Source organism: Stenotrophomonas sp. STEN083, from assembly GCF_056759195.1.
In genome coordinates, this window is sequence record NZ_JBRRCU010000041.1 from 20,908 (window position 1) to 38,890 (window position 17,983).

A 17,983-nucleotide genomic window follows, 5' to 3' on the forward strand; every position below is an offset into this window, starting at 1 on the left:
TGACTGTCAGATCCCTGCTTAAGCTGGAGTTCCAAAGGAATGTCGATTTCGCTGGCCGATGCGCGCTACGCCGTCAATCGCATCATCGGCCTGGTCCGTCGGGGCCTGGCCAGCCTGCGCACCCGCGGCTGGCGGGCCACGCTGCACCGGGTTGGCGTACATACCCGCCGGCAACCGCCCGCTCAGCGCGAACCGCTGTACTTCCCTGCCAGCGCTCCGTTTGCGCCGTTCAGCGTGCCCAGCAGCGAGCGCCCAACGGCGAGCATCGTCATTCCGGTCTACAACCACTGCGCACACACACTGGCCTGCCTGCGCGCACTGGCTGCGCATCCGCCGGCCGCCAGCTGCGAGATCCTGGTGATCGACGACGGCAGCAGCGACAGCACCCGCGCCTGGATGCAGCAGATCGACGGACTGCGCTATCACCTGCGTGCCCAGAACGGCGGCTTCATTGCCGCCTGCAACGATGGCCTGCGGCTCAGCCGCGGCGACTATGTGGTGCTGCTGAACAACGACACCATTCCCCAACCCGGCTGGCTGGATTCACTGCTGGAGACCTTCGTCCGTGTGCCCGACGCCGGCCTGATCGGCGCCCAGCTGCTGTATCCGGATGGTCGCCTGCAGGAATCCGGCGGCGTGGTGTTTGCCGATGGCAGCTGCTGGAGCTACGGCCGCTTTGAATCGGCCGAAGACCCCCGCTACAGCGCGCTACGCGATGCCGACTATTGTTCCGGCGCAGTGCTGGCCATACCCCGGCTGTTGTTTGAAGAACTGGGTGGACTGGACAGCCGCTATGCGCCGGCCTACTACGAAGACACCGACCTGGCCTTCAAGGTACGCGCAGCCGGGCGACGCGTGCTGGTGCAACCTGCCAGCCGCGTCGTGCACGACGAGGGCACCAGCAATGGCACCGACACCAGCACCGGGGTCAAGGCCTACCAGGTGCGCAATCAAGCGGTGTTCGCCAAGGTCTGGCAGGACGCACTTGCCGCGCAGCCGGCTACCGGCAGCGTACCGTCGCCAGCGCTGTTGCATCGCCACCAGCGGCAGATCCTGATCATCGATGAGTGCCTGCCGCAGCCCGACCGCGATTCGGCCTCGCTGCGTCAGTTCAACCTGATCCGCATGTTGCTGGCAGAAGGTGCGCACGTGGTGTTCCTGCCAACCCGCGGCGAGCCCGCCGGCCCGGCCAGCGAAGCCCTGCAGGCCATGGGCGTGGAAGTCTGGCACGCGCCCTTCCTCGACCGCGTCGGCAGCTGGCTGCGCGACAACGGCAAGCGTTTTGCGGTGGTCATGCTGGTGCGCTACCACGTTGCCAACGAATGCCTGCCGCTGCTGAAGCAGTTTGCTCCGCAGGCGCGCACCGTATTCGACACCGTCGATCTGCACTATCTGCGCGAACGCCGCGGTGCCGAACTGGCCCGCGACCAGCGCCTGCTACGCAGCGCCGAACGCACCCGCGCCAGCGAGTTGGCGGTGATGGCGGCCACCGACGTAACCCTGCTGGTCAGCGCGGCTGAGAAGGAACAGCTCGCCACCGACGCACCGCAGGTGCGTGTTGAATTGATTTCCAACCTGCACGAAGTCGCAGGTGCTGGCGAAGGCTGGGCACAGCGGCAAGATCTGGTTTTCGTCGGCGGTTTCCGCCATCCACCGAATCTCGATGCGATGACCTGGTTCATCGGCGAGGTCTTCCCGCTGATCCACGCCCAGCGACCGGAGATCCGCTTCCACTGCATCGGCGCCGATGTGCCCGACAGCATCCATGCGCTGGCCGCCGCCAGCCCCGGCGTGCAGGTGCACGGCTACGTGCCGGATGTGGTGCCTTTCATGACTGGCATGCGCGTTGCTGTCGCACCACTGCGCTTCGGCGCCGGGGTCAAGGGCAAGGTCAACCTGAGCATGGCCCACGGCCAGCCGGTGGTTGCCACCACCTGTGGCGTGGAAGGCATGTACCTGCATGACGGCCAGGACGTACTGGTCGCTGATGGCAGCCAGGCCTTCGCTGCTGCGGTACTGCACCTGTATGACGATGCAGTGCTATGGCAGCGTCTGTCGGAAAACGGCTTGGCCAATATCGCCAGACACTTCTCCATGGATGCTGCGCGTTACGCCGTGCAGCGGGTGTTCCTCAATCCATAGCGCGCGTTGCACGGTGATCTGCGCCAGACGCCAGCGCACGCAAAACATGCGCGCGCTGATCGTCCAGTCCAGCCGCCCAACACCCGTAGACGTGTGCTGCAACCGGCTTCAGCCATACACCGGATAGCGCCTGCACAGCGCCGACACCTGCTCACGCACCTCTTCGGCCACCTTATCTAGCCTGCCCGCTTCCAGGCCGTCGAGCACGTCGGCAAGCAGGCCGGCCAACTGCTTGCACTCGGCGACGCCAAAGCCGCGCGTAGTCACCGCCGGTGTGCCGATACGCACGCCCGAGGTCACGAACGGCGAACGCGGGTCGTTGGGGACCGAATTCTTGTTGGTGGTGATCCAGGCACGGGCTAGCGCGTTATCCGCGTCCTTGCCGGTGAACGGCTTGCTGGACAGGTCGATCAGCATCAGGTGGTTGTCGGTGCCGTTGGAGACGATCCGGTAGCCGCGCTGCTGCAACACCATCGCCATCGCCCGTGCGTTGCTGATCACCTGCTGCTGGTAGATCTTGAACTCCGGCCGCAGCGCCTCCTTGAAGGCGATCGCCTTGGCAGCGATCACATGCATCAGTGGCCCGCCCTGGATGCCCGGAAATACAGCCGAATCCAGCCGCTTGTTGAAGTCCGCATCCTGCCCCTTGCTGAGGATGATGCCGCCGCGCGGCCCGCGCAGGGTCTTGTGGGTGGTGCTGGTAACCACGTGCGCATGCGGCAACGGATCCGGGTATTCGCCAGCGGCCACCAATCCAGCCACGTGCGCCATATCCACCCACAACAGTGCACCGACCTTGTCGGCGATCGCACGCATACGTGCCCAGTCCTTGTGCCGCGAGTACGCCGAGAAGCCACCGATCAGCAGCTTGGGCCTGCTCTGCACCGCGATGCGTTCCATCTCCTCGTAGTCGATCAGGCCGCTGCGCGGATCAAGCCCGTACGGCACGATCCGGTAGTGACGACCGGAAAAATTGGATGGGTTGCCGTGGGTCAGGTGTCCACCCTGCGCCAGGTTCATGCCCATCACCGTGTCACCCGGATTGGCCAGTGCCAGGAATACCGCCGCATTGGCCTGTGCACCGGCATGCGGCTGTACATTGGCGTAGTCGCAGTTGAACAGTTGCTTGACCCGCTCCAACGCCAGCCGCTCGGCCACGTCCACGTTCTCACAGCCGCTGTAGTAGCGCTTGCCGGGGTAGCCTTCGGCGTACTTGTTGGTGAACACCGAATCCTGGATCGCCATCACCAGCGGGCTGGCATAGTTCTCCGAGGCGATCAGTTCGACGTGATCATGCTGGCGCTGCTGTTCGGCTTGCAGTGCCGACGCCAGCTCGGGGTCGAAGTCGGCCAGATCGTTGGATGTGTCATACATGGCGATTGCTCCTGTGCTTGAGTTGTTCGGTGTAATGCTCGACTCCGCTACCGGCTCGGCAGCGCATCCAGCCAAGCGCCAAATACCGCCCGCGCTGCCAATGGCAAGCTCGATGCTGCGGCCTCGGCCTGCCTGCGCAATACGCAAGGATCGATACCGGCCTGGGCAAGCTCACAGGCATGTCCGACCAGCCACTGCTCAATCTGTTGCGGCTGCGCCTCCAGATGGCACTGCAGCGCGAACACATGCTCACCGACGCTGAATGCCTGATTCGCGCACAACGTGGTCCCGGCCAGAAGCGTCGCGCCCCGAGGAATCTCGAAGCGGTCGCCGTGCCAATGCAGCACCGGCACCTGTTCCAACGCAGCCAGCGCTGAAGCCCTGCCCTGCGCGGTCAGCGTCAACGGCGCGAAGCCGATTTCTTTCAAACCCATGCTGGCAACATTCGCGCCCAGCGCGCGTGCGATCAGTTGCGCACCCAGGCATATGCCCAACAGTGGCAACCTGCGCTGCAGTTGCCGCTGGATCAACGCCAGCTCATCAAGCAGAAACGGATACCCGCGCTCGTCGAATGCAGCTATCGGCCCGCCGAGCACGACCAGCAGGTCGGGTTCCTCCTGGATGTGCAGATCATCGCTGGCTGCCTCCAGATAGCGCACGCTGTAGCCGCGCTCGTGCAACAGCGACTGCCAGCTGCCGAGGTCCTCAAAATGCAGATGACGTATGGCAAGGGCCGTTTTCATTGCTCTGTTTCCACAGCCACGTCATTGTTTGGCCAGTAGTAGCTGTCTGGAAGCGGCCGCGCACCGAATATCGCCTGACCTACGCGCACCACGGTGGCACCTTCTTCTATCGCGATCTCGAAATCGCCCGACATGCCCATTGACAATTCATTCAACGAATCACCAACAGTTGTGTCCTGCCGCAACCGATCGCGCAGTTCGCGCAGCTGCACGAAGCAGCGGCGCACACGCGCGGCCTCGGCCGAGAACACCGCCAGCGTCATCAGGCCACGTACGCGCAACGCCGGATAGGCACCCAGCGCCTGCAGATACGCGGCCACCGCATCGGGCGCCAGTCCGTACTTGCTGGCCTCGCCCGAGGTATTGACCTGTACATACACATCCAGCGAACGGCCTTCAACCTGTAGCCGACGTTCAAGTGCTTCGGCCAGGCGCAGGCTGTCCAGCGCCTGGAACTCGCTGGCGAAGCGCGCCACGAATTTTGCCTTGTTGGTCTGCAGATGGCCGATGATCGACCATTGCAGGTCGCTCAGGTCCTGCAAGGCCTGCCATTTGCCTGCAGCCTCCTGCACCTTGTTTTCGCCCAGCACGCGGCAGCCGGCGGCATGGGCCAGGCGCAGGCTGGCTTCGGGTTTGGTTTTGCTGACCGGCAGCAGACGCAACTGCGCAGGATCGCGGCCAACGCGCAGGCAGGCGGCGTCCATCCGTGCCCGCACCGCGGCCAGGTTGTGACGGAAATCCTCCACCGTCGCCGCCTGTGGATAGCGCCCATGTTGCGCGTGTTGGGTCTGGGTGGATGACGAATCAGCCATTGGCCTGCTCCGGTTTGTTGATGTTGGCTAGCGCGGGCTGGCTTCGCGGCGACCAGCGCCCATGCAGCAAGGCATGCGCCAGCAAACCGATAAGCAGACCCCAGAACGCGCCACCGATGCCGAGCAAGCTGATGTTGGCGGCTGCCGCCAGGAAAGTGATCAGCGCCGCTTCACGCGTGCGCGGCTCGGCCAGCGCCGTGGCCAGGCTGCCGCCTATCGTGCCCAGCAGGGCCAGCCCGGCCAGGGTGGCAATGAAAGTCACCGGCAGTGCCATGAACACCGCGGCCAAGGTCACCCCGAACACCCCGACCAGGATGTAGCACAGGCCCGCGGCAACCCCGGCAATCCAACGCCGCGAAGGGTCTTCATGCGCTTCGCGGCCGGTTGCGATTGCGGCGGTGATCGCAGCGATATTGAAAGCATGCGAACCGAACGGCGCCATCAGCAGGGAACCGAGTCCGGTGACCGCCACGATTGGATTGGCGCTGGTCTTGAAGCCGTCGTTGCGCAGTACCAGCATGCCGGGCATGTATTGGCCGGTCAGGGTGATCAGGAACAACGGCAGCGCCACGCTGAGCAGCGCATTGAGCGAGAACACGGGCCTTGTCAGAACCGGTTTGGCCAGCTGCAGCGACACCGCCGACAGATCCAGCCGGCCCTGCAGCCACAGGAACGCCAACCCCAGCAACAGGATGCCGACAATGGCATAGCGCGCACTGACGCGCTTCAGCAACAGATAGGCCACGATCAACAAGCCTGCGAGCAGCGGATCAACGGCAAGCCCGGCAAACGCACGCGTGCCGAACTGCAGCAGGATGCCGGCCAGCAGGCCGGCGGCCACCCCGGCAGGAATCAATCGGATCAGCCGGTCGAACCAGCCTGACAGGCCCAGCACCAGAAAGGCAGCGGCTGAAATCAGGTAAGCACCGATCGCTTCGTCGTACGGCGTTGTCGCCAGCGCCGTTACCAGAAAGGCTGCGGCAGGCGTGGACCACGCGGTGATGATCGGCTCACGACTAAGCCAGCTCAGCAGCAGCCCGCTGACACCAACGCCAATCGACAGCGACCACACCCAGGACGCGGTCAGCTCGGGGCTGAGCCCGGCCACCTTGGCCGCCTGGAATACCAGGATGAAGGTGCCGCCGTAGTTGACGATGACCGAGACCAGCCCGGCGACGATTGGATGGATCAGGTCAGCCGGGCGCATGGCCCGGGAGGAAGCAGCGGCGGACGGCATGGCGAAGTTCGGACTCCTGGTGGCTGGTGTAGGCCAGCGCGGCGCGGGGCTGCTTTTATAGGCCTAGAATGGCCTGATCGCTCCCACCACTTTCAGCACATAGGCCAGACCAATTGTTCAGGCACGCACAACTTGAATCGGTGAAGGCCTGGGTCGTGGACCCGGCACAGCGGAGCCTGCCACTGCATGTCCGCATCCAGCGCGCGGTACGCCAGCTGATCCTCGACGGCGCCTTGGATGCGAGCAGACCGTTGCCGGCTTCGCGCGCCCTTGCTACCTCGCTGGGCGTATCGCGCGACACGGTGGAGGCGGCGTACGGGCAGCTGCATGCCGAGGGCTTCATCGAACGCCGGGTTGGCAGTGGCAGCTTCGTCGCCGAGGGCGCGCGCCGTCTGGGCGGTCGCGGCACCGCACTGCGCACCAGCGCTACGCAGCAGCCGTTGCGGCTGAGTCAGCGCGGCGCTGCCATGTACCGCAATGGCGGAGTGCGCGAGTTCCTTGCGCCGCGCGCTTTCGTCCCCGGTGTGCCGGAGACCCGCAACTTCCCAATTGCCACCTGGGAGCGACTGCAACGCCAAGTACTGAAGGAATGGGGCAGCGCAGCCCTGTTGCACAGTCCGCCACAGGGCATGGCACCACTGCGCAAGGCGATTGCCGACTACGTCAACCTGGAACGCGGCGCCCACGCCAGCCCGGAGCGTGTGCTGGTGGTGACCAGCTCACAACAGGCATTGACCCTGTGTGCGAGCGTGCTGCTCGATCCCGGCGAGCGCATCTTCATCGAGGACCCTGCCTATCACGGCGCGCGCAAGGCATTTGATGCGGCCGGCCTGGACTGCGTACCCATACCCGTGGATGCCGACGGCATGCGCGTGGAGGTGCTGCGCGACGCGCGGCAAACCGCACGGGCAGCCTTCCTGACACCCTCGCACCAGTTCCCCAGCGGCGCGACGCTGGCACTGGAGCGACGGCTGCAGATCATCGAATGGGCCAGGCAACAGCAGGCATGGATCATCGAGGACGACTACGACAGCGAGTTCCACTACGCAGGCAGACCGATGGCCTGCGTGCAGGGATTGGATGCCCACCAGCGCAGCATCTACATCGGTACCTTCACCAAGTCGCTATTCCCTGGCCTGCGCATCGGCTTCATGGTGTTGCCGACCGAGCTGGTTGCGCCGATGACCATCGCGCGCACCTTGCTGGACGGGCATAGCGCACCGATCCCCCAGCTGACGCTGGCGCGTTTCATGGAAGGCGGGCATTTCGGTGCGCACGTGCGGGCCATGCGCGCGATCTATTGCGAACGCCGTGATGTACTGGCGAAGTTGGTGCGCAGGCATCTGCAAGACTTCGTGGAGCCGCGCGTGCCCGATGGCGGCATGCAGATGCCTTGCGTTTTCATCCGCGATATACCCGAGCAGCAGGCCATCGATGCAGCGCGCCGCGCCGGGATCGATCTGCTTGGACTCAGTGGTCTGCATGCGTCAGGGGAGATGGCGACCGCAGGCTTCCTGATGGGATTCGCCGCGCATACACCCAGCGAGCTTGAAGTCGCGGTCAAGAAGCTTGCGCAGGTGTTGCGTGAAGTTGCCCGCTGAGGGCCTGAAGCTGGATCATCGAGCGCAGTTTTGTAGAGCGCAGCCATGCTGTGCTGAGGCCTTATCGAGAAAGCCTCAGCCGAGCATGGCTCAGCTCTACCGGGATCGCGTGGCGGGCATGCTCGCGGCCATCAACGCAGGGCGTTGCGCACACGTTCGTTGAAGCTGGCGATCTCCGGCGTCGCCGGATCGATTTCACGCGCCTGCAGCAACGCCTGTTGTGCAAAGGCGGTGTCGCCGCCTCCCAAACGCTCGCTGCCAACCGCGATCCAACGCTGCGCCAAACGACGGCGCGCCGGTGCCAATGCCGGATCGGTCGGCGCCAGCGCCTGCCAGGCATCCAGGCAGGTACGCGCTGCACGCAGGCGATTGCCGCGCAGGTTGTCGTCCAGGCAGCTACGCGCGGCCGGAAGTATTCTTGCCGCCGCCCGTTTGACCCGCGGGTCCTGCGGCGCCAGCGCCTGTGCCGCCTTGAAGCGGTCGTAGGCGCTGCTACCCGGTGGCAACAACCATTGCTGGCGGGCCTCGGCGTCGTCCAGTTGTTTGAGCAGCGCCTTCAAGCGGCGCTCGCGCTCGGCGGCGCTGACCGGAATCTCCATCGATTGCCGGGCCTGTCGGGTGCGCTGCAATACCTGTTCGGCGGCGCCCAGTTCGGCGCTGTCAGGCGCCAACTCACGTGCATGCTGCAGGGCGCGCTCGGCTGGCTCAAACTGGAAATCAGCCGCCAATCGCAGTGCTTCCTGCACCTGTGCATGGGCGATGCGCTGCAGACCTTGGCGTGCGGCCGGATCCTCACCCGCCGCCAGTACCTGTTGGAATGCATCGGCTGCACGCTGCAGGCGCCCCCGCGCCAGATCACGCTCGCCCTGCTGACGTCGTTGCTCCAACGCAGCATTCATCACTGCCTTGACCGCCGGAAGATTGGCGTGACCGGCGTCATAGCGCTCCACCCGCTGCAGCAAAGCCGCCCCTGCGGCCAGATCACCGCGGTCTGCAGCACCGGTTGCCTGGGTCAGCAGGTCGGACAGCACCTCATCACGCCCTTCCAGCGCCTGCATCTTGTCCGGCTGCAGCGCCAGCACGCGCTGGTACAGCGGCAAGGCCGCGTCCGTCGCATCATCCAGGCGGCCCTGCGCCTGCGCGGCCTCGGCCTGCTGCAGCAGTTGCTCGATACCGTCATGCCCGCGCACCGCGTGCTGCAGCTTGGCCGCGAGCAGATCAATCTCGGCAGAAGGTGCCTGCAGCTGCCGCGCCAAGGCCAGGCTGTTCGCGACTGCTTCGCGATCCCCTGCCGCCAGCTGCCTGCGCGCCTGTGCAAGCGCCGCCTGCGCGGTCTGCACCAACGCGTTCTGCGCATCACTGCGGTCCGGGTCCAGCGCGGCGGCGGCTTCGAACAACTCGCGCGCACCGCGACCATCGGCAGCACTCAAGCGCCCCTCGCGCAGCGCCTGACGGCCGTCATCAAGTAGTAGCTGGATCTTGGTTTCCGGCCACAGCCAGTCGGCCAGCGGCTGCCGGAACAGCGCCAATACCAGCGCCAAGACGGCGACACCGATCGCTATCGAACGCCAGGCGCGCGGACTGTTCCAGCCACGTGCCACCCACCAGCGCCCGTACAGCCGCAGCTTGTCGCCGAATGCCTCCAGTCCCTGTTGGCCGCGCTGACGCCAGTTCTCCATGCGCCAAGCTTACCTATCCCAGCCTTCGCGCATCGTCTACGCCGGGCAAGGCGTCGAGTTTTCCGAGCAGAGTAGACAGCTGGCCGTAGTCACTTACCTTCAAACGCAGCCGCAATTGCAAGCGTCCGCTTTCGCGCACATTGTCGCTGTTGATCTCCAGCACATAGGCATCTTCCTGTGCGATCAGGTTGGTGATGTCCTTCAACAGCCAACGCCGGTCGACCGCGCGCACCATCACATCCACCTCATAGCCGGTGCCCGTACGCCCCCACTCCACCGGCAATACCCGCTCCGGATGTGCGGCCGACAAGCGCGCCAACGAGGCGCAATCCATGCGATGCACAGTGACGCCACGGGTGCGGGTGAGATAGCCGGTGATCGGCTCGCCCGCCACTGGCTGGCAGCAACGTGCCAGCTGCACCAGCAGGTTGCCCACGCCCTGTACGGTGAAATCGGACTTACCGATGCTGCCGCGACGCGCGGTCGGCCTTGGCAGCACCGGTGCTGCTGGTTGCGAGGCAGCTTTTTCAGCCTCCAGCAGCGCGCGGCTTACCTGGTTGGGGCCGGTGTCGCCGAGCGCAACCTGGATGTACAGATCGTCGACGCTGTCAGCGTGGAATTTTCGCGCCGCCACCATCAGGTCCGAATGCTGCAGGCCCAATCGCTTCAGTTCGCGGTCCAACAGCTCGCGGCCAGCCTGCACGTTGCGGGCTCGGTCGAGCTTGTGGAACCAGTTGCGCACCTTTTCGCGCGAACGTCCGCTGGCCAGGAAGCCGTTGGACTGCAGTAGCCAGTCGCGGCGTGGGTCAGCCTCCTTGCCCGTCAGGATCTCGACCCGGTCACCGCTGCGCAGACGGTAGGTCAGCGGCACGATGCGACCGTTGATCTTGGCCCCGCGGCAGCGGTGCCCGACCATGGTGTGCACGTGGTAGGCGAAATCCAGCGGGGTAGCGCCGGCCGGCAGATCCATCACCTCGCCCTTGGGGCTCAGCGCATAGACCCGGTCCTCGATCAGCTCGGCATCCAGCGCGCCGGCCAGATCATCCGCACTGCCCGGCTCCTGCGCCTGCTCCAGCAGCTGCCGCATCCAGGTGATCTTGCGATCGAAGGACTTCTCCGCGCCCTTGCCGCCTTCCTTGTACTTCCAGTGCGCGGCCACGCCCAGCTCGGCCTGCGCGTGCATCTCGTGGGTACGAATCTGCACTTCGATGGTGCGCCCTTCCGGGCCGATCACCGCGGTGTGCAGGGAACGGTAGTCATTGGCCTTGGGGCGCGCGATGTAATCGTCGAACTCACTTGGAATCGGCGTCCACAGCGCATGCACCACGCCCAGAGCGGCGTAGCAGGCGCCGACGTCATCAACCATTACCCGCACGGCGCGCAGATCGTACAGCTGCTCGAAGGCCAGCTGTTTCTTCTGCATTTTCCGCCAGATGCTGTAGATGTGCTTGGGCCGGCCGCTGACTTCGCCGCGGATGCCCTGCTCGGCCAAGGCCGCCGACAGCTTCTTCTTCACCGCTTCCACATAGCGCTCACGGGCGATACGGGTTTCGTCGACCTCGCGGGCGATATGGCGGTAGGTTTCCGGCTCCAGGAAGCGGAACGCCAGATCCTCCAGCTCCCACTTCAGCTGCCAGATGCCCAGCCGGTTGGCCAATGGCGCATGGATATCACGGGTCAGCTGGGCAAGCGCGCGGCGCTCTTCGGCTGGCAGCTTGTCGGCCGCACGCATGCAGGCCAGTTGCCGCGACAGTAGGATAGGCACCACCCGCAGGTCATGGATGATAGCCAGCAGCAGCCGGCGCAGGCCTTCGCTGTTGCGGCCAGCATCGCGACCGGCATGCAGCGCCCAGACCTGGTCGGCAGCCTCCTGCCCGTCCAGCAGTCCGTTCACCGCAGTGGCGCTTGGCCCCAGCGGCAGCTCGGCAGCGCGCGCGCGCAGCCCAGGCAGGTCAAACAGCAGGGCAGCGACGATCACACTTTCGTCCGCGGACAGCAGCGCCAGCGAATCCAGGGTATCGGCAAGTACCGGCCAGGAAAGGCGTGGCGACACATCCATGTCCGCTTGCTGCCAGCAGGCCAGCAAGGCCTGGCGCAGCTGCTCGGACAGGGCACGGGTTGAGGCGCGCTGCAGCAGCGCTTCCAGACCGGGGGTGGGGGAACTGTTCACAGCATTCAATTACGGGCAGATGCCCCTACACTAGCGCCCACCCTCCTTGGGAACAATGTCCATGAAGCTGCCCCGCCTTGCTGTCCTGCTTGCCGCTACCGCTTTGTCGTCGTACCCATTCACCAATGCACATGCCCAACGCGTGGTACAGGGGGATCTGCAGCAACAGATGTCCGCTGCCGAATTCAATGCCGCCGGCTTGAACAAGCTCAGCCCTGAAGAGCTGGTGACGCTCAACAACTGGCTGCAGGGCAAGGTGGCGCAGGCTGCCAGCGTTGCCGTGGAAGAAGCGCGCGAAGCAGGCCGCCAGGAAGTGATCGTCAAGAACCGCGGCTTTTTTGATTTCGGCTCCAAGGACCCCATCCAGGCAAGCTTGGAAGGTGAGTTCCGCGGCTTCGGCAAGGGCCGCCAGTACACACTGGACAATGGCCAGATCTGGGAACAGACCGATGAAGCCAGCGTCAGCGGCGTGCGCAAGCAAAGCCCAGCAGTGCGTATCACACCTGGCCTGATGAACGTGTGGTATCTACAGATCGATGGCCTCAATACCCGTGCCAAGGTCCGGCGTACCAAGTAACTGTTCCTGCCCTGCCCCGGCCGCATCAGCCTGGGCAGGCGTTCGCCCTGTTTTTCACCCTGTGAGTCTGCCTTCGCCATGCGCGTATTCGTTCTGACCCTGCTGTTGCTGCTACTGCCCGCCAGCGCGGCGGCACAGGTATACAAATGCAAAGGCAAAGCCGGCGAAACCGTGTATTCCGAGCACCCCTGCGATGCCCGCGCCGAGCCGATGAAGCTGCGTGAATCACCGGTTTCAGCCCCGGCACCGCAGCAACAGATGAGCATTGAGAGCGGGCGTCAAGGCGAGGGTGAGCCGGCAACAGTGCCCGCCGACAGCAGGGAGCTGGCAGAAGCGCGCGAGGCTGAACGCAGTTGCATCAGTACCGCCACGGCGTCCATCTATGGCTCTTCCAATGACCGTGTCGGCATCCTGCAGCAGCAGATGGGCATGCTCAACGAACAGCTCGCTGCCGCCGAGGATGCACAACGCAGCAAGGCCTTGCGCGAACGGATGGCAACCTTCCGCCAGGCCATCAGCCGCGAACACGCCAGCGCCCACGCGCAGATGAACACCGCACGTCGCGCCTGCATCCAGCAGCACCGCCCGGGAGCGGCAGCCGCACGCTGAACGCAGCTACGCTAAGCTGCGCAGTGCTGCCACCCGCTGTGCCAGCTTCTTGGCCGAGATGCCGGACCGGAAGCCCAACTCCTGGGCGAACAGCGACACCCGCAACTCCTCGATATCCCAACGCAAGGCTTCCCACTGCGGGCGCTGCGCCAGACCCTGCACACGCGCCTCCTGCAAGGCATCCACGAAGGGCTTGAGCTCCAGCATGCGCGCCTGGTCGCGCGGCGGATCGCGCTTCGCGCGTTCGGCACGCAGGATCATCGCCTTCAGATAGCGCGGGAACTGTGCCAGCGCATCGGCCGGGGTCTCGCGCAGAAAACCGGCATGCACCAGACCGGCCAACTGCGCCTGCATATCGTCAAGATTGCCGCGTGCCCAGCCCATCAGCGGCGACTCCAACTGCGGCTTCAGCTCGCCGGTCAGGCCGAGGATGCTTTCGGCCAGTTTGAGCCGCTCCATTGCCTCGCCAAACAGGCGTTTTCCAGCATCGGTAGCGCGCTGCTGGAAGGCTTCCGGCGTGCGTATAGCTTCCAAGCCATCGGCCAGAACCGCGTTCACCGCCGCATCGACAAGATCGCCACGCAGCCGCTCCTGAGACTCGATGGACGCATACAACAGGCCGGTCTTTGGCGAGACCGGCAGCTGCTTGCGTGCCTGTTTGAGCTTGTCGGCCAAGGCAATCTCCAGCAGGCGGCGGACGCCTTGCGGATGTGCAAGCGCGGCTTCACTCTTGTCAGCGAAGATGCGCAGCGCGGCGGCATCGCCGGTATCGACCAGCGCCGGATACGCCGGCACCCCGGCTTCACCCGGAACCTGCTCGGGAATAGCGGTCGCTGGAAACTCGCGCAGCCCCTCGGCAGCCAGGGCCGCGCCTGCACGTGCGGCAAACGCGCTGCCGGCGCGCTCGCCGAAGCGGGCGCGCAGCGCATCGAGGTCACGCGACATGGCGAGTAGTTTCATACCGTCGTTTTCGCCGGAAGCAGCACCTTTCCCGCGTGTTGCATTGCCAGATGTCACTTCAAACAGCCGCAGATTCATACGCAGATGCGGATCCAGTGATTCCACATCAAAGTCCGTCGCAGCGACCATCGCCCCGGTCGCCTTGGACAGGAAGCGCGCCAGCTCGCCTCGGATGTCGTCAGCCGAAGGCTGCGCCCAAGCTTCCGCAAACGCACGACCAAAGTCCGGGGCCGGTACATAGTTACGGCGCATCGCCTTGGGCAGGCTGCGGATCAAAGCCGAAGCCTTTTCAGCAACAAAGCCGGGCGCCAGCCAAGACAGCCGCGCCGGGTCCAGCGCATTGAGCAGGTGCAGCGGTACGTCGAGAGTGACGCCATCCTCCTCGCTACCAGGCTCGAAGCGGTAGTGCATCGCCAGCCGTGCATCGCCGAGCGGGAAGTACTTCGGATAACGATCCTGTTCACTGCCCTCGCCCGGCAACAGATCGGCCAGCGACCAATGCAGACTGCGGCGCTGTTCCGGCGGCAACGCCTTCCACCAGCCATCAAGCAGATTGGCCGAATGGATATGCGATGGCACCCGATCCAGGTACCAGCGCGCCTGCCAATCCTCGTCGGCAACGATGCCGGCACGGCGCAGCTTCGCTTCCTCTTCCCGCGCCTGCTCCAGCAACTTCATGTTGTCGGCCACAAAACCAGCGCGGGTGTTGATCTCACCGGTGACCAGCGCCTGCCGCACGAAGATGTCGTGGGCTTCGCCTGGGTTGATCCTGCCGTAATGCACCGGCTTTTTCGGTGCCAGCACCAAGCCGAACAGACTGATCTGCTCTGACGCCAACACCTGGCCCTGGGCTCGCGACCAATGTGGATCGAAGTGCTTGCGTGCCAGCAGATGCGGCAGCTCGGCAATCACCCAATCCGGCTCGATCGAGGCATTGGTCATGCCCCATACCCGCGCCGTATCCAACAGCGTGGCACTGAGCACCCACGGCGGCGGCCGCTTGGCCAGGGCAGACCCGGGGAACAGATGGAAGCGACGCTGACGCGGCGCCTGGAAGTCGCCCTTCTCGGTGCGATGGCCGATCTGGGTCGGCAGGCCAGCCAGCACTGCACGGTGCAGGGTCTGGTAGGCCGCGATGCGAACCGTGTCCGGGATGGAGGGAAAACCGGGGTCTGAGTCGGGTTTCCCCCGAGTTTTCCCCGTGGCGGAAGCAACACTTGGGAAACCCGACTCTGACCCCGGTTTTCCCTCGCGCGCCAGACGTGCAGCCTTATGCTGCTCACCCCTCGTCGCCTTGCGTTTCGCCTCAATATCACCCCCAGCAGGCAACGCCGGCGGTGCCGACAACAGCGCCTTGCCAAAGCTTTCGTCCTCACCCATCGACCAGCCCAGTTCCTCGCACAAAAGGCGTAGCTGGCGGTGCAACTCGCGCCATTCGCGCATGCGCAGGAACCCGAGGAAATGACGCCCGCACCAGTCGCGCAGCTTGGACTGGGTGAGCTCTTCGTGGGCATCGCGATAGGCATTCCACAGCCGCAGGATACCGATGAATTCGGAGCGCGCGTCGGCAAACAAGGCATGTGCATTGTCGGCCGCCTCGCGCGCTTCCGGCGGCCGCTCACGCGGGTCCTGGATGCCGAGGAATGAGGCGATCACCACCATCTCGCGCAGGCAGCCACCCTTGTGCGCGGCCACCAACATGCGTGCCAGTTTCACGTCCACAGGCAAGCGCGACATCTGCCGGCCGATGTCGGTGAGCTTGCGCACCTCGTCGATGGCACCAAGCTCGGCCAGCTGTTGCCAGCCGTCCGCCACCGCGCGTTCGTCCGGTGCTTCCAGGAACGGGAATTCGTCGATCTTGCCCAGGCCCAACTGCAGCATGCGCAGGATCACGCCGGACAATGAGGAACGTCGGATTTCCGGATCGGTGAACTCCGGGCGGCTCAGGAAATCCGCCTCCGAATACAGTCGATAGCACACACCCTCGGAGATACGACCGCAGCGTCCCTTGCGCTGGTTGGCGCTGGCCTGAGAAACCGGCTCGATGTGCAGGCGATCGAGTTTCTGCCGCGGGCTGTAGCGTTTGACCCGCGCATAGCCAGGATCGACCACGTAGCGGATGCGCGGCACGGTCAGCGAGGTTTCGGCGACGTTGGTGGTCAGTACCACGCGTCGCTTCGGGCCGGGATTGAACACCCGGTCCTGGTCCTTGGCCGACAAGCGTGCATACAGCGGCAGCACTTCGGTTTCGCGGTATTTGCGCCGTTCCAGGGCTTGGTGGGTATCGCGGATCTCGCGCTCACCCGGCAGGAAGATCAATACATCACCGCGCGCATCGCTGCGGGTTATTTCATCGACGGCAGCGACAATGGCCGAAACCGGATCCATTGCCGATTCACTGTCCGCTTCCACACGCTTGCCACGCGCCGGTGCGGCAGTGCTATCGGTCCCCTTGCCCATCTCTTCCAGCGGCCGGTAGCGTACCTCCACCGGATAGGTTCGGCCTTCGACATTGACCACCGGCGCATTGTCGAAGTGGCGCGAGAACCGCTCGGTATCGATGGTTGCCGAGGTCACGATCAACTTCAGGTCCGGGCGCTTGCGCAGCAGCTGCTTCAGATAGCCCAGCAGGAAGTCGATGTTGAGGCTGCGTTCGTGCGCCTCGTCGATGATCAGGGTGTCGTAGCGCGACAGCCACCGGTCCGAAGCGATCTCGGCCAGCAGGATGCCGTCGGTCATGAACTTGATGCGGCTGTCCTCACCGACCTTGTCGGTGAACCGCACCTGGTAGCCGACCACCGTGCCCAGCTCGGTCTGCAGCTCCTCGGCCACGCGCGCGGCCACCGCGCGGGCGGCGATACGGCGTGGCTGGGTGCAGCCAATCATGCCGGCCTCGCCGCGGCCGGCCGCCAGGCACAGTTTGGGCAACTGGGTGGTCTTGCCGGAGCCGGTTTCGCCAGCGATGACCACCACCTGGTGGGCCCGGATCAGGCCACTGATCTGCTCGGCCTCACGCGCGATTGGCAGGGCCTCGTCCATAGTGATGGCGATCGGCCGCGCAGCGCGTTGCTGGCGCTGCGCCTGCGAGCGCTGCAGCTGCTGCTGGAAGGCCTGTTCGGCCGCCGCGTCCGCGGGCTTGCCCTGCCAGCGTGACAGCAGCCCCAACAGGCGCCCACGGTCACGGCTCATCGCCCCGTCAATGGCGGGGCGGGCAGCGCGCAGGCGCGCGGACAGGTCTTTTTCGATAGTGCTCATCAATCGTTCAACGTGAAAACTTGAAATACAGGTATGGTGCCCAGAGCGCTATTGTGAAGCCATTCAACCCGCCAAGGAGAAAAGCGTCATGGCCAAGGCCAAGAACAGCAGCAAACCAGAAGCCGGCAAGAAGAAGCTGGCCGCAGCAGCAGCCGTCACCAAGACGGAGATCGGCAAGAAAAAACTGGCAGCGGCCGCACCCTCGGCACCTGCTGTAGATATCGGGATCAAGGACGCGGATCGCAAGAAGGTGGCCGACGGCCTTTCACACTTCCTTGCCGACTCCTACACCCTGTACCTGAAGACCCACAATTTCCATTGGAACGTCACCGGGTCGATGTTCAACTCGCTGCACAACATGTTCATGGACCAGTACACCGAACAGTGGAACGCCCTGGACGAGATCGCTGAGCGCATCCGTGCGCTGGGCTTCAACGCGCCGGGTTCGTACCGGGAATTCGCCGCACTGACCTCGATTGCCGAGGAGCCGGGCCTGAACGACAGCGCTGATTGGCGCGAGATGGTGCGCCAGCTGGTGGTCGGCAATGAAGCGGTCTGCCGTACCGCACGCAAGGTGCTGGACCAGGCCGATGACGCCGACGACGCCCCCAGCGAGGACCTGCTGACCCAACGCCTGCAGATCCATGAGAAGTATGCATGGATGCTGCGATCCCTATTGCAGTAAAGGGCTCGGCGCAGTACCTGTAGTGGGGGGGGGGGGGGGGGCGGGGCGGGGAGGGGGAGCCGGGAGCGGGGCCGGGGTCGGGCGGCCCGGGCGGTACGCCGGGGCGCTCCGGCGAGCCACGCGCGGGCGGCCAAGCTCC

Annotated in this window: 12 protein-coding genes; 5 read left to right on the plus strand and 7 right to left on the minus strand. The window is 64.9% G+C overall.

Translation table 11 applies throughout. The features are described 5' to 3' along the window. Positions 1 to 39 precede the first annotated feature (39 nt). Entirely contained in the window at positions 40 to 2,142 is a 2,103-nt protein-coding gene (locus tag ACVOK8_RS12895) for a glycosyltransferase (protein ID WP_481567161.1), read from the plus strand. Between the two features lie 108 nt (positions 2,143 to 2,250). Here the strand turns inward: ACVOK8_RS12895 and glyA are convergent, their stop codons facing one another. The 4 genes from glyA to ACVOK8_RS12915 are packed head-to-tail and all read right to left on the minus strand — an operon-like array spanning position 2,251 to position 6,308. Next, on the minus strand, positions 2,251 to 3,516 hold the full coding sequence (glyA, locus tag ACVOK8_RS12900; protein ID WP_481567162.1) for a serine hydroxymethyltransferase: 1,266 nt from the start codon (positions 3,514 to 3,516) through the stop codon (positions 2,251 to 2,253). A 47-nt stretch (positions 3,517 to 3,563) separates the two neighbouring features. Further along, positions 3,564 to 4,259 (minus strand): glutamine amidotransferase, encoded by a 696-nt coding sequence (locus ACVOK8_RS12905; protein WP_481567163.1) that lies wholly within the window; start codon positions 4,257 to 4,259, stop codon positions 3,564 to 3,566. Then, complete coding sequence (locus ACVOK8_RS12910) at positions 4,256 to 5,071, minus strand: YggS family pyridoxal phosphate-dependent enzyme (RefSeq protein ID WP_481567164.1); 816 nt, start codon at positions 5,069 to 5,071, stop codon at positions 4,256 to 4,258. Before ACVOK8_RS12910 ends, ACVOK8_RS12905 begins: the two co-directional genes overlap by 4 nt. Further along, positions 5,064 to 6,308 carry a benzoate/H(+) symporter BenE family transporter gene (locus ACVOK8_RS12915; protein WP_481567165.1) on the minus strand — a complete coding sequence of 415 codons (1,245 nt, stop codon included), beginning with the start codon at positions 6,306 to 6,308 and terminating at the stop codon, positions 5,064 to 5,066. Before ACVOK8_RS12915 ends, ACVOK8_RS12910 begins: the two co-directional genes overlap by 8 nt. 140 nt (positions 6,309 to 6,448) lie before the next feature. Here ACVOK8_RS12915 and pdxR point away from each other — a divergent pair, with 140 nt between their 5' ends. After that, a complete protein-coding gene (pdxR, locus tag ACVOK8_RS12920) occupies positions 6,449 to 7,909 on the plus strand; it encodes a MocR-like pyridoxine biosynthesis transcription factor PdxR (RefSeq protein ID WP_481567166.1) in 1,461 nt (486 codons plus the stop codon). 131 nt (positions 7,910 to 8,040) lie between these two features. On the opposite strand, the gene ACVOK8_RS12925 is transcribed toward pdxR, so the two are convergent. Next, positions 8,041 to 9,471, minus strand: a complete 1,431-nt coding sequence (locus tag ACVOK8_RS12925) for a hypothetical protein (RefSeq protein ID WP_481567172.1) — start codon at positions 9,469 to 9,471, stop codon at positions 8,041 to 8,043. 130 nt (positions 9,472 to 9,601) lie between these two features. Further along, positions 9,602 to 11,758 (minus strand): RelA/SpoT family protein, encoded by a 2,157-nt coding sequence (locus ACVOK8_RS12930; RefSeq protein WP_481567167.1) that lies wholly within the window; start codon positions 11,756 to 11,758, stop codon positions 9,602 to 9,604. A 55-nt stretch (positions 11,759 to 11,813) separates the two neighbouring features. Between ACVOK8_RS12930 and ACVOK8_RS12935 the strand changes: the two genes are divergently transcribed. Then, positions 11,814 to 12,335, plus strand: coding sequence for a hypothetical protein (locus tag ACVOK8_RS12935; RefSeq protein WP_481567168.1), 522 nt, complete (start codon positions 11,814 to 11,816; stop codon positions 12,333 to 12,335). Between the two features lie 78 nt (positions 12,336 to 12,413). Then, complete coding sequence (locus tag ACVOK8_RS12940) at positions 12,414 to 12,944, plus strand: DUF4124 domain-containing protein (protein ID WP_481567169.1); 531 nt, start codon at positions 12,414 to 12,416, stop codon at positions 12,942 to 12,944. A gap of 6 nt (positions 12,945 to 12,950) precedes the next feature. Here ACVOK8_RS12940 and hrpA read toward each other — a convergent pair whose 3' ends face one another. Next, the gene (gene hrpA, locus ACVOK8_RS12945; RefSeq protein ID WP_481567170.1) at positions 12,951 to 17,159 is read right to left on the minus strand and encodes an ATP-dependent RNA helicase HrpA; all 4,209 of its coding nucleotides are present in this window, start codon (positions 17,157 to 17,159) and stop codon (positions 12,951 to 12,953) included. A gap of 88 nt (positions 17,160 to 17,247) precedes the next feature. Between hrpA and ACVOK8_RS12950 the strand changes: the two genes are divergently transcribed. After that, a complete protein-coding gene (locus tag ACVOK8_RS12950; protein WP_481567171.1) occupies positions 17,248 to 17,844 on the plus strand; it encodes a Dps family protein in 597 nt (198 codons plus the stop codon). Positions 17,845 to 17,983 lie beyond the last annotated feature (139 nt).

Excerpts from the sequence above, each read along its gene's own strand:
- ACVOK8_RS12940 (WP_481567169.1), top strand. The coding sequence starts at position 12,414 with ATGCGCGTATTCGTTCTGACCCTGCTGTTGCTGCTACTGCCCGCCAGC.
- ACVOK8_RS12935 (WP_481567168.1), top strand. The coding sequence starts at position 11,814 with ATGTCCATGAAGCTGCCCCGCCTTGCTGTCCTGCTTGCCGCTACCGCT.
- glyA (WP_481567162.1), bottom strand. The coding sequence starts at position 3,516 with ATGTATGACACATCCAACGATCTGGCCGACTTCGACCCCGAGCTGGCG.
- ACVOK8_RS12895 (WP_481567161.1), top strand. The coding sequence starts at position 40 with ATGTCGATTTCGCTGGCCGATGCGCGCTACGCCGTCAATCGCATCATC.
- ACVOK8_RS12910 (WP_481567164.1), bottom strand. The coding sequence starts at position 5,071 with ATGGCTGATTCGTCATCCACCCAGACCCAACACGCGCAACATGGGCGC.
- ACVOK8_RS12915 (WP_481567165.1), bottom strand. The coding sequence starts at position 6,308 with ATGCCGTCCGCCGCTGCTTCCTCCCGGGCCATGCGCCCGGCTGACCTG.
- ACVOK8_RS12950 (WP_481567171.1), top strand. The coding sequence starts at position 17,248 with ATGGCCAAGGCCAAGAACAGCAGCAAACCAGAAGCCGGCAAGAAGAAG.
- hrpA (WP_481567170.1), bottom strand. The coding sequence starts at position 17,159 with ATGAGCACTATCGAAAAAGACCTGTCCGCGCGCCTGCGCGCTGCCCGC.
- ACVOK8_RS12905 (WP_481567163.1), bottom strand. The coding sequence starts at position 4,259 with ATGAAAACGGCCCTTGCCATACGTCATCTGCATTTTGAGGACCTCGGC.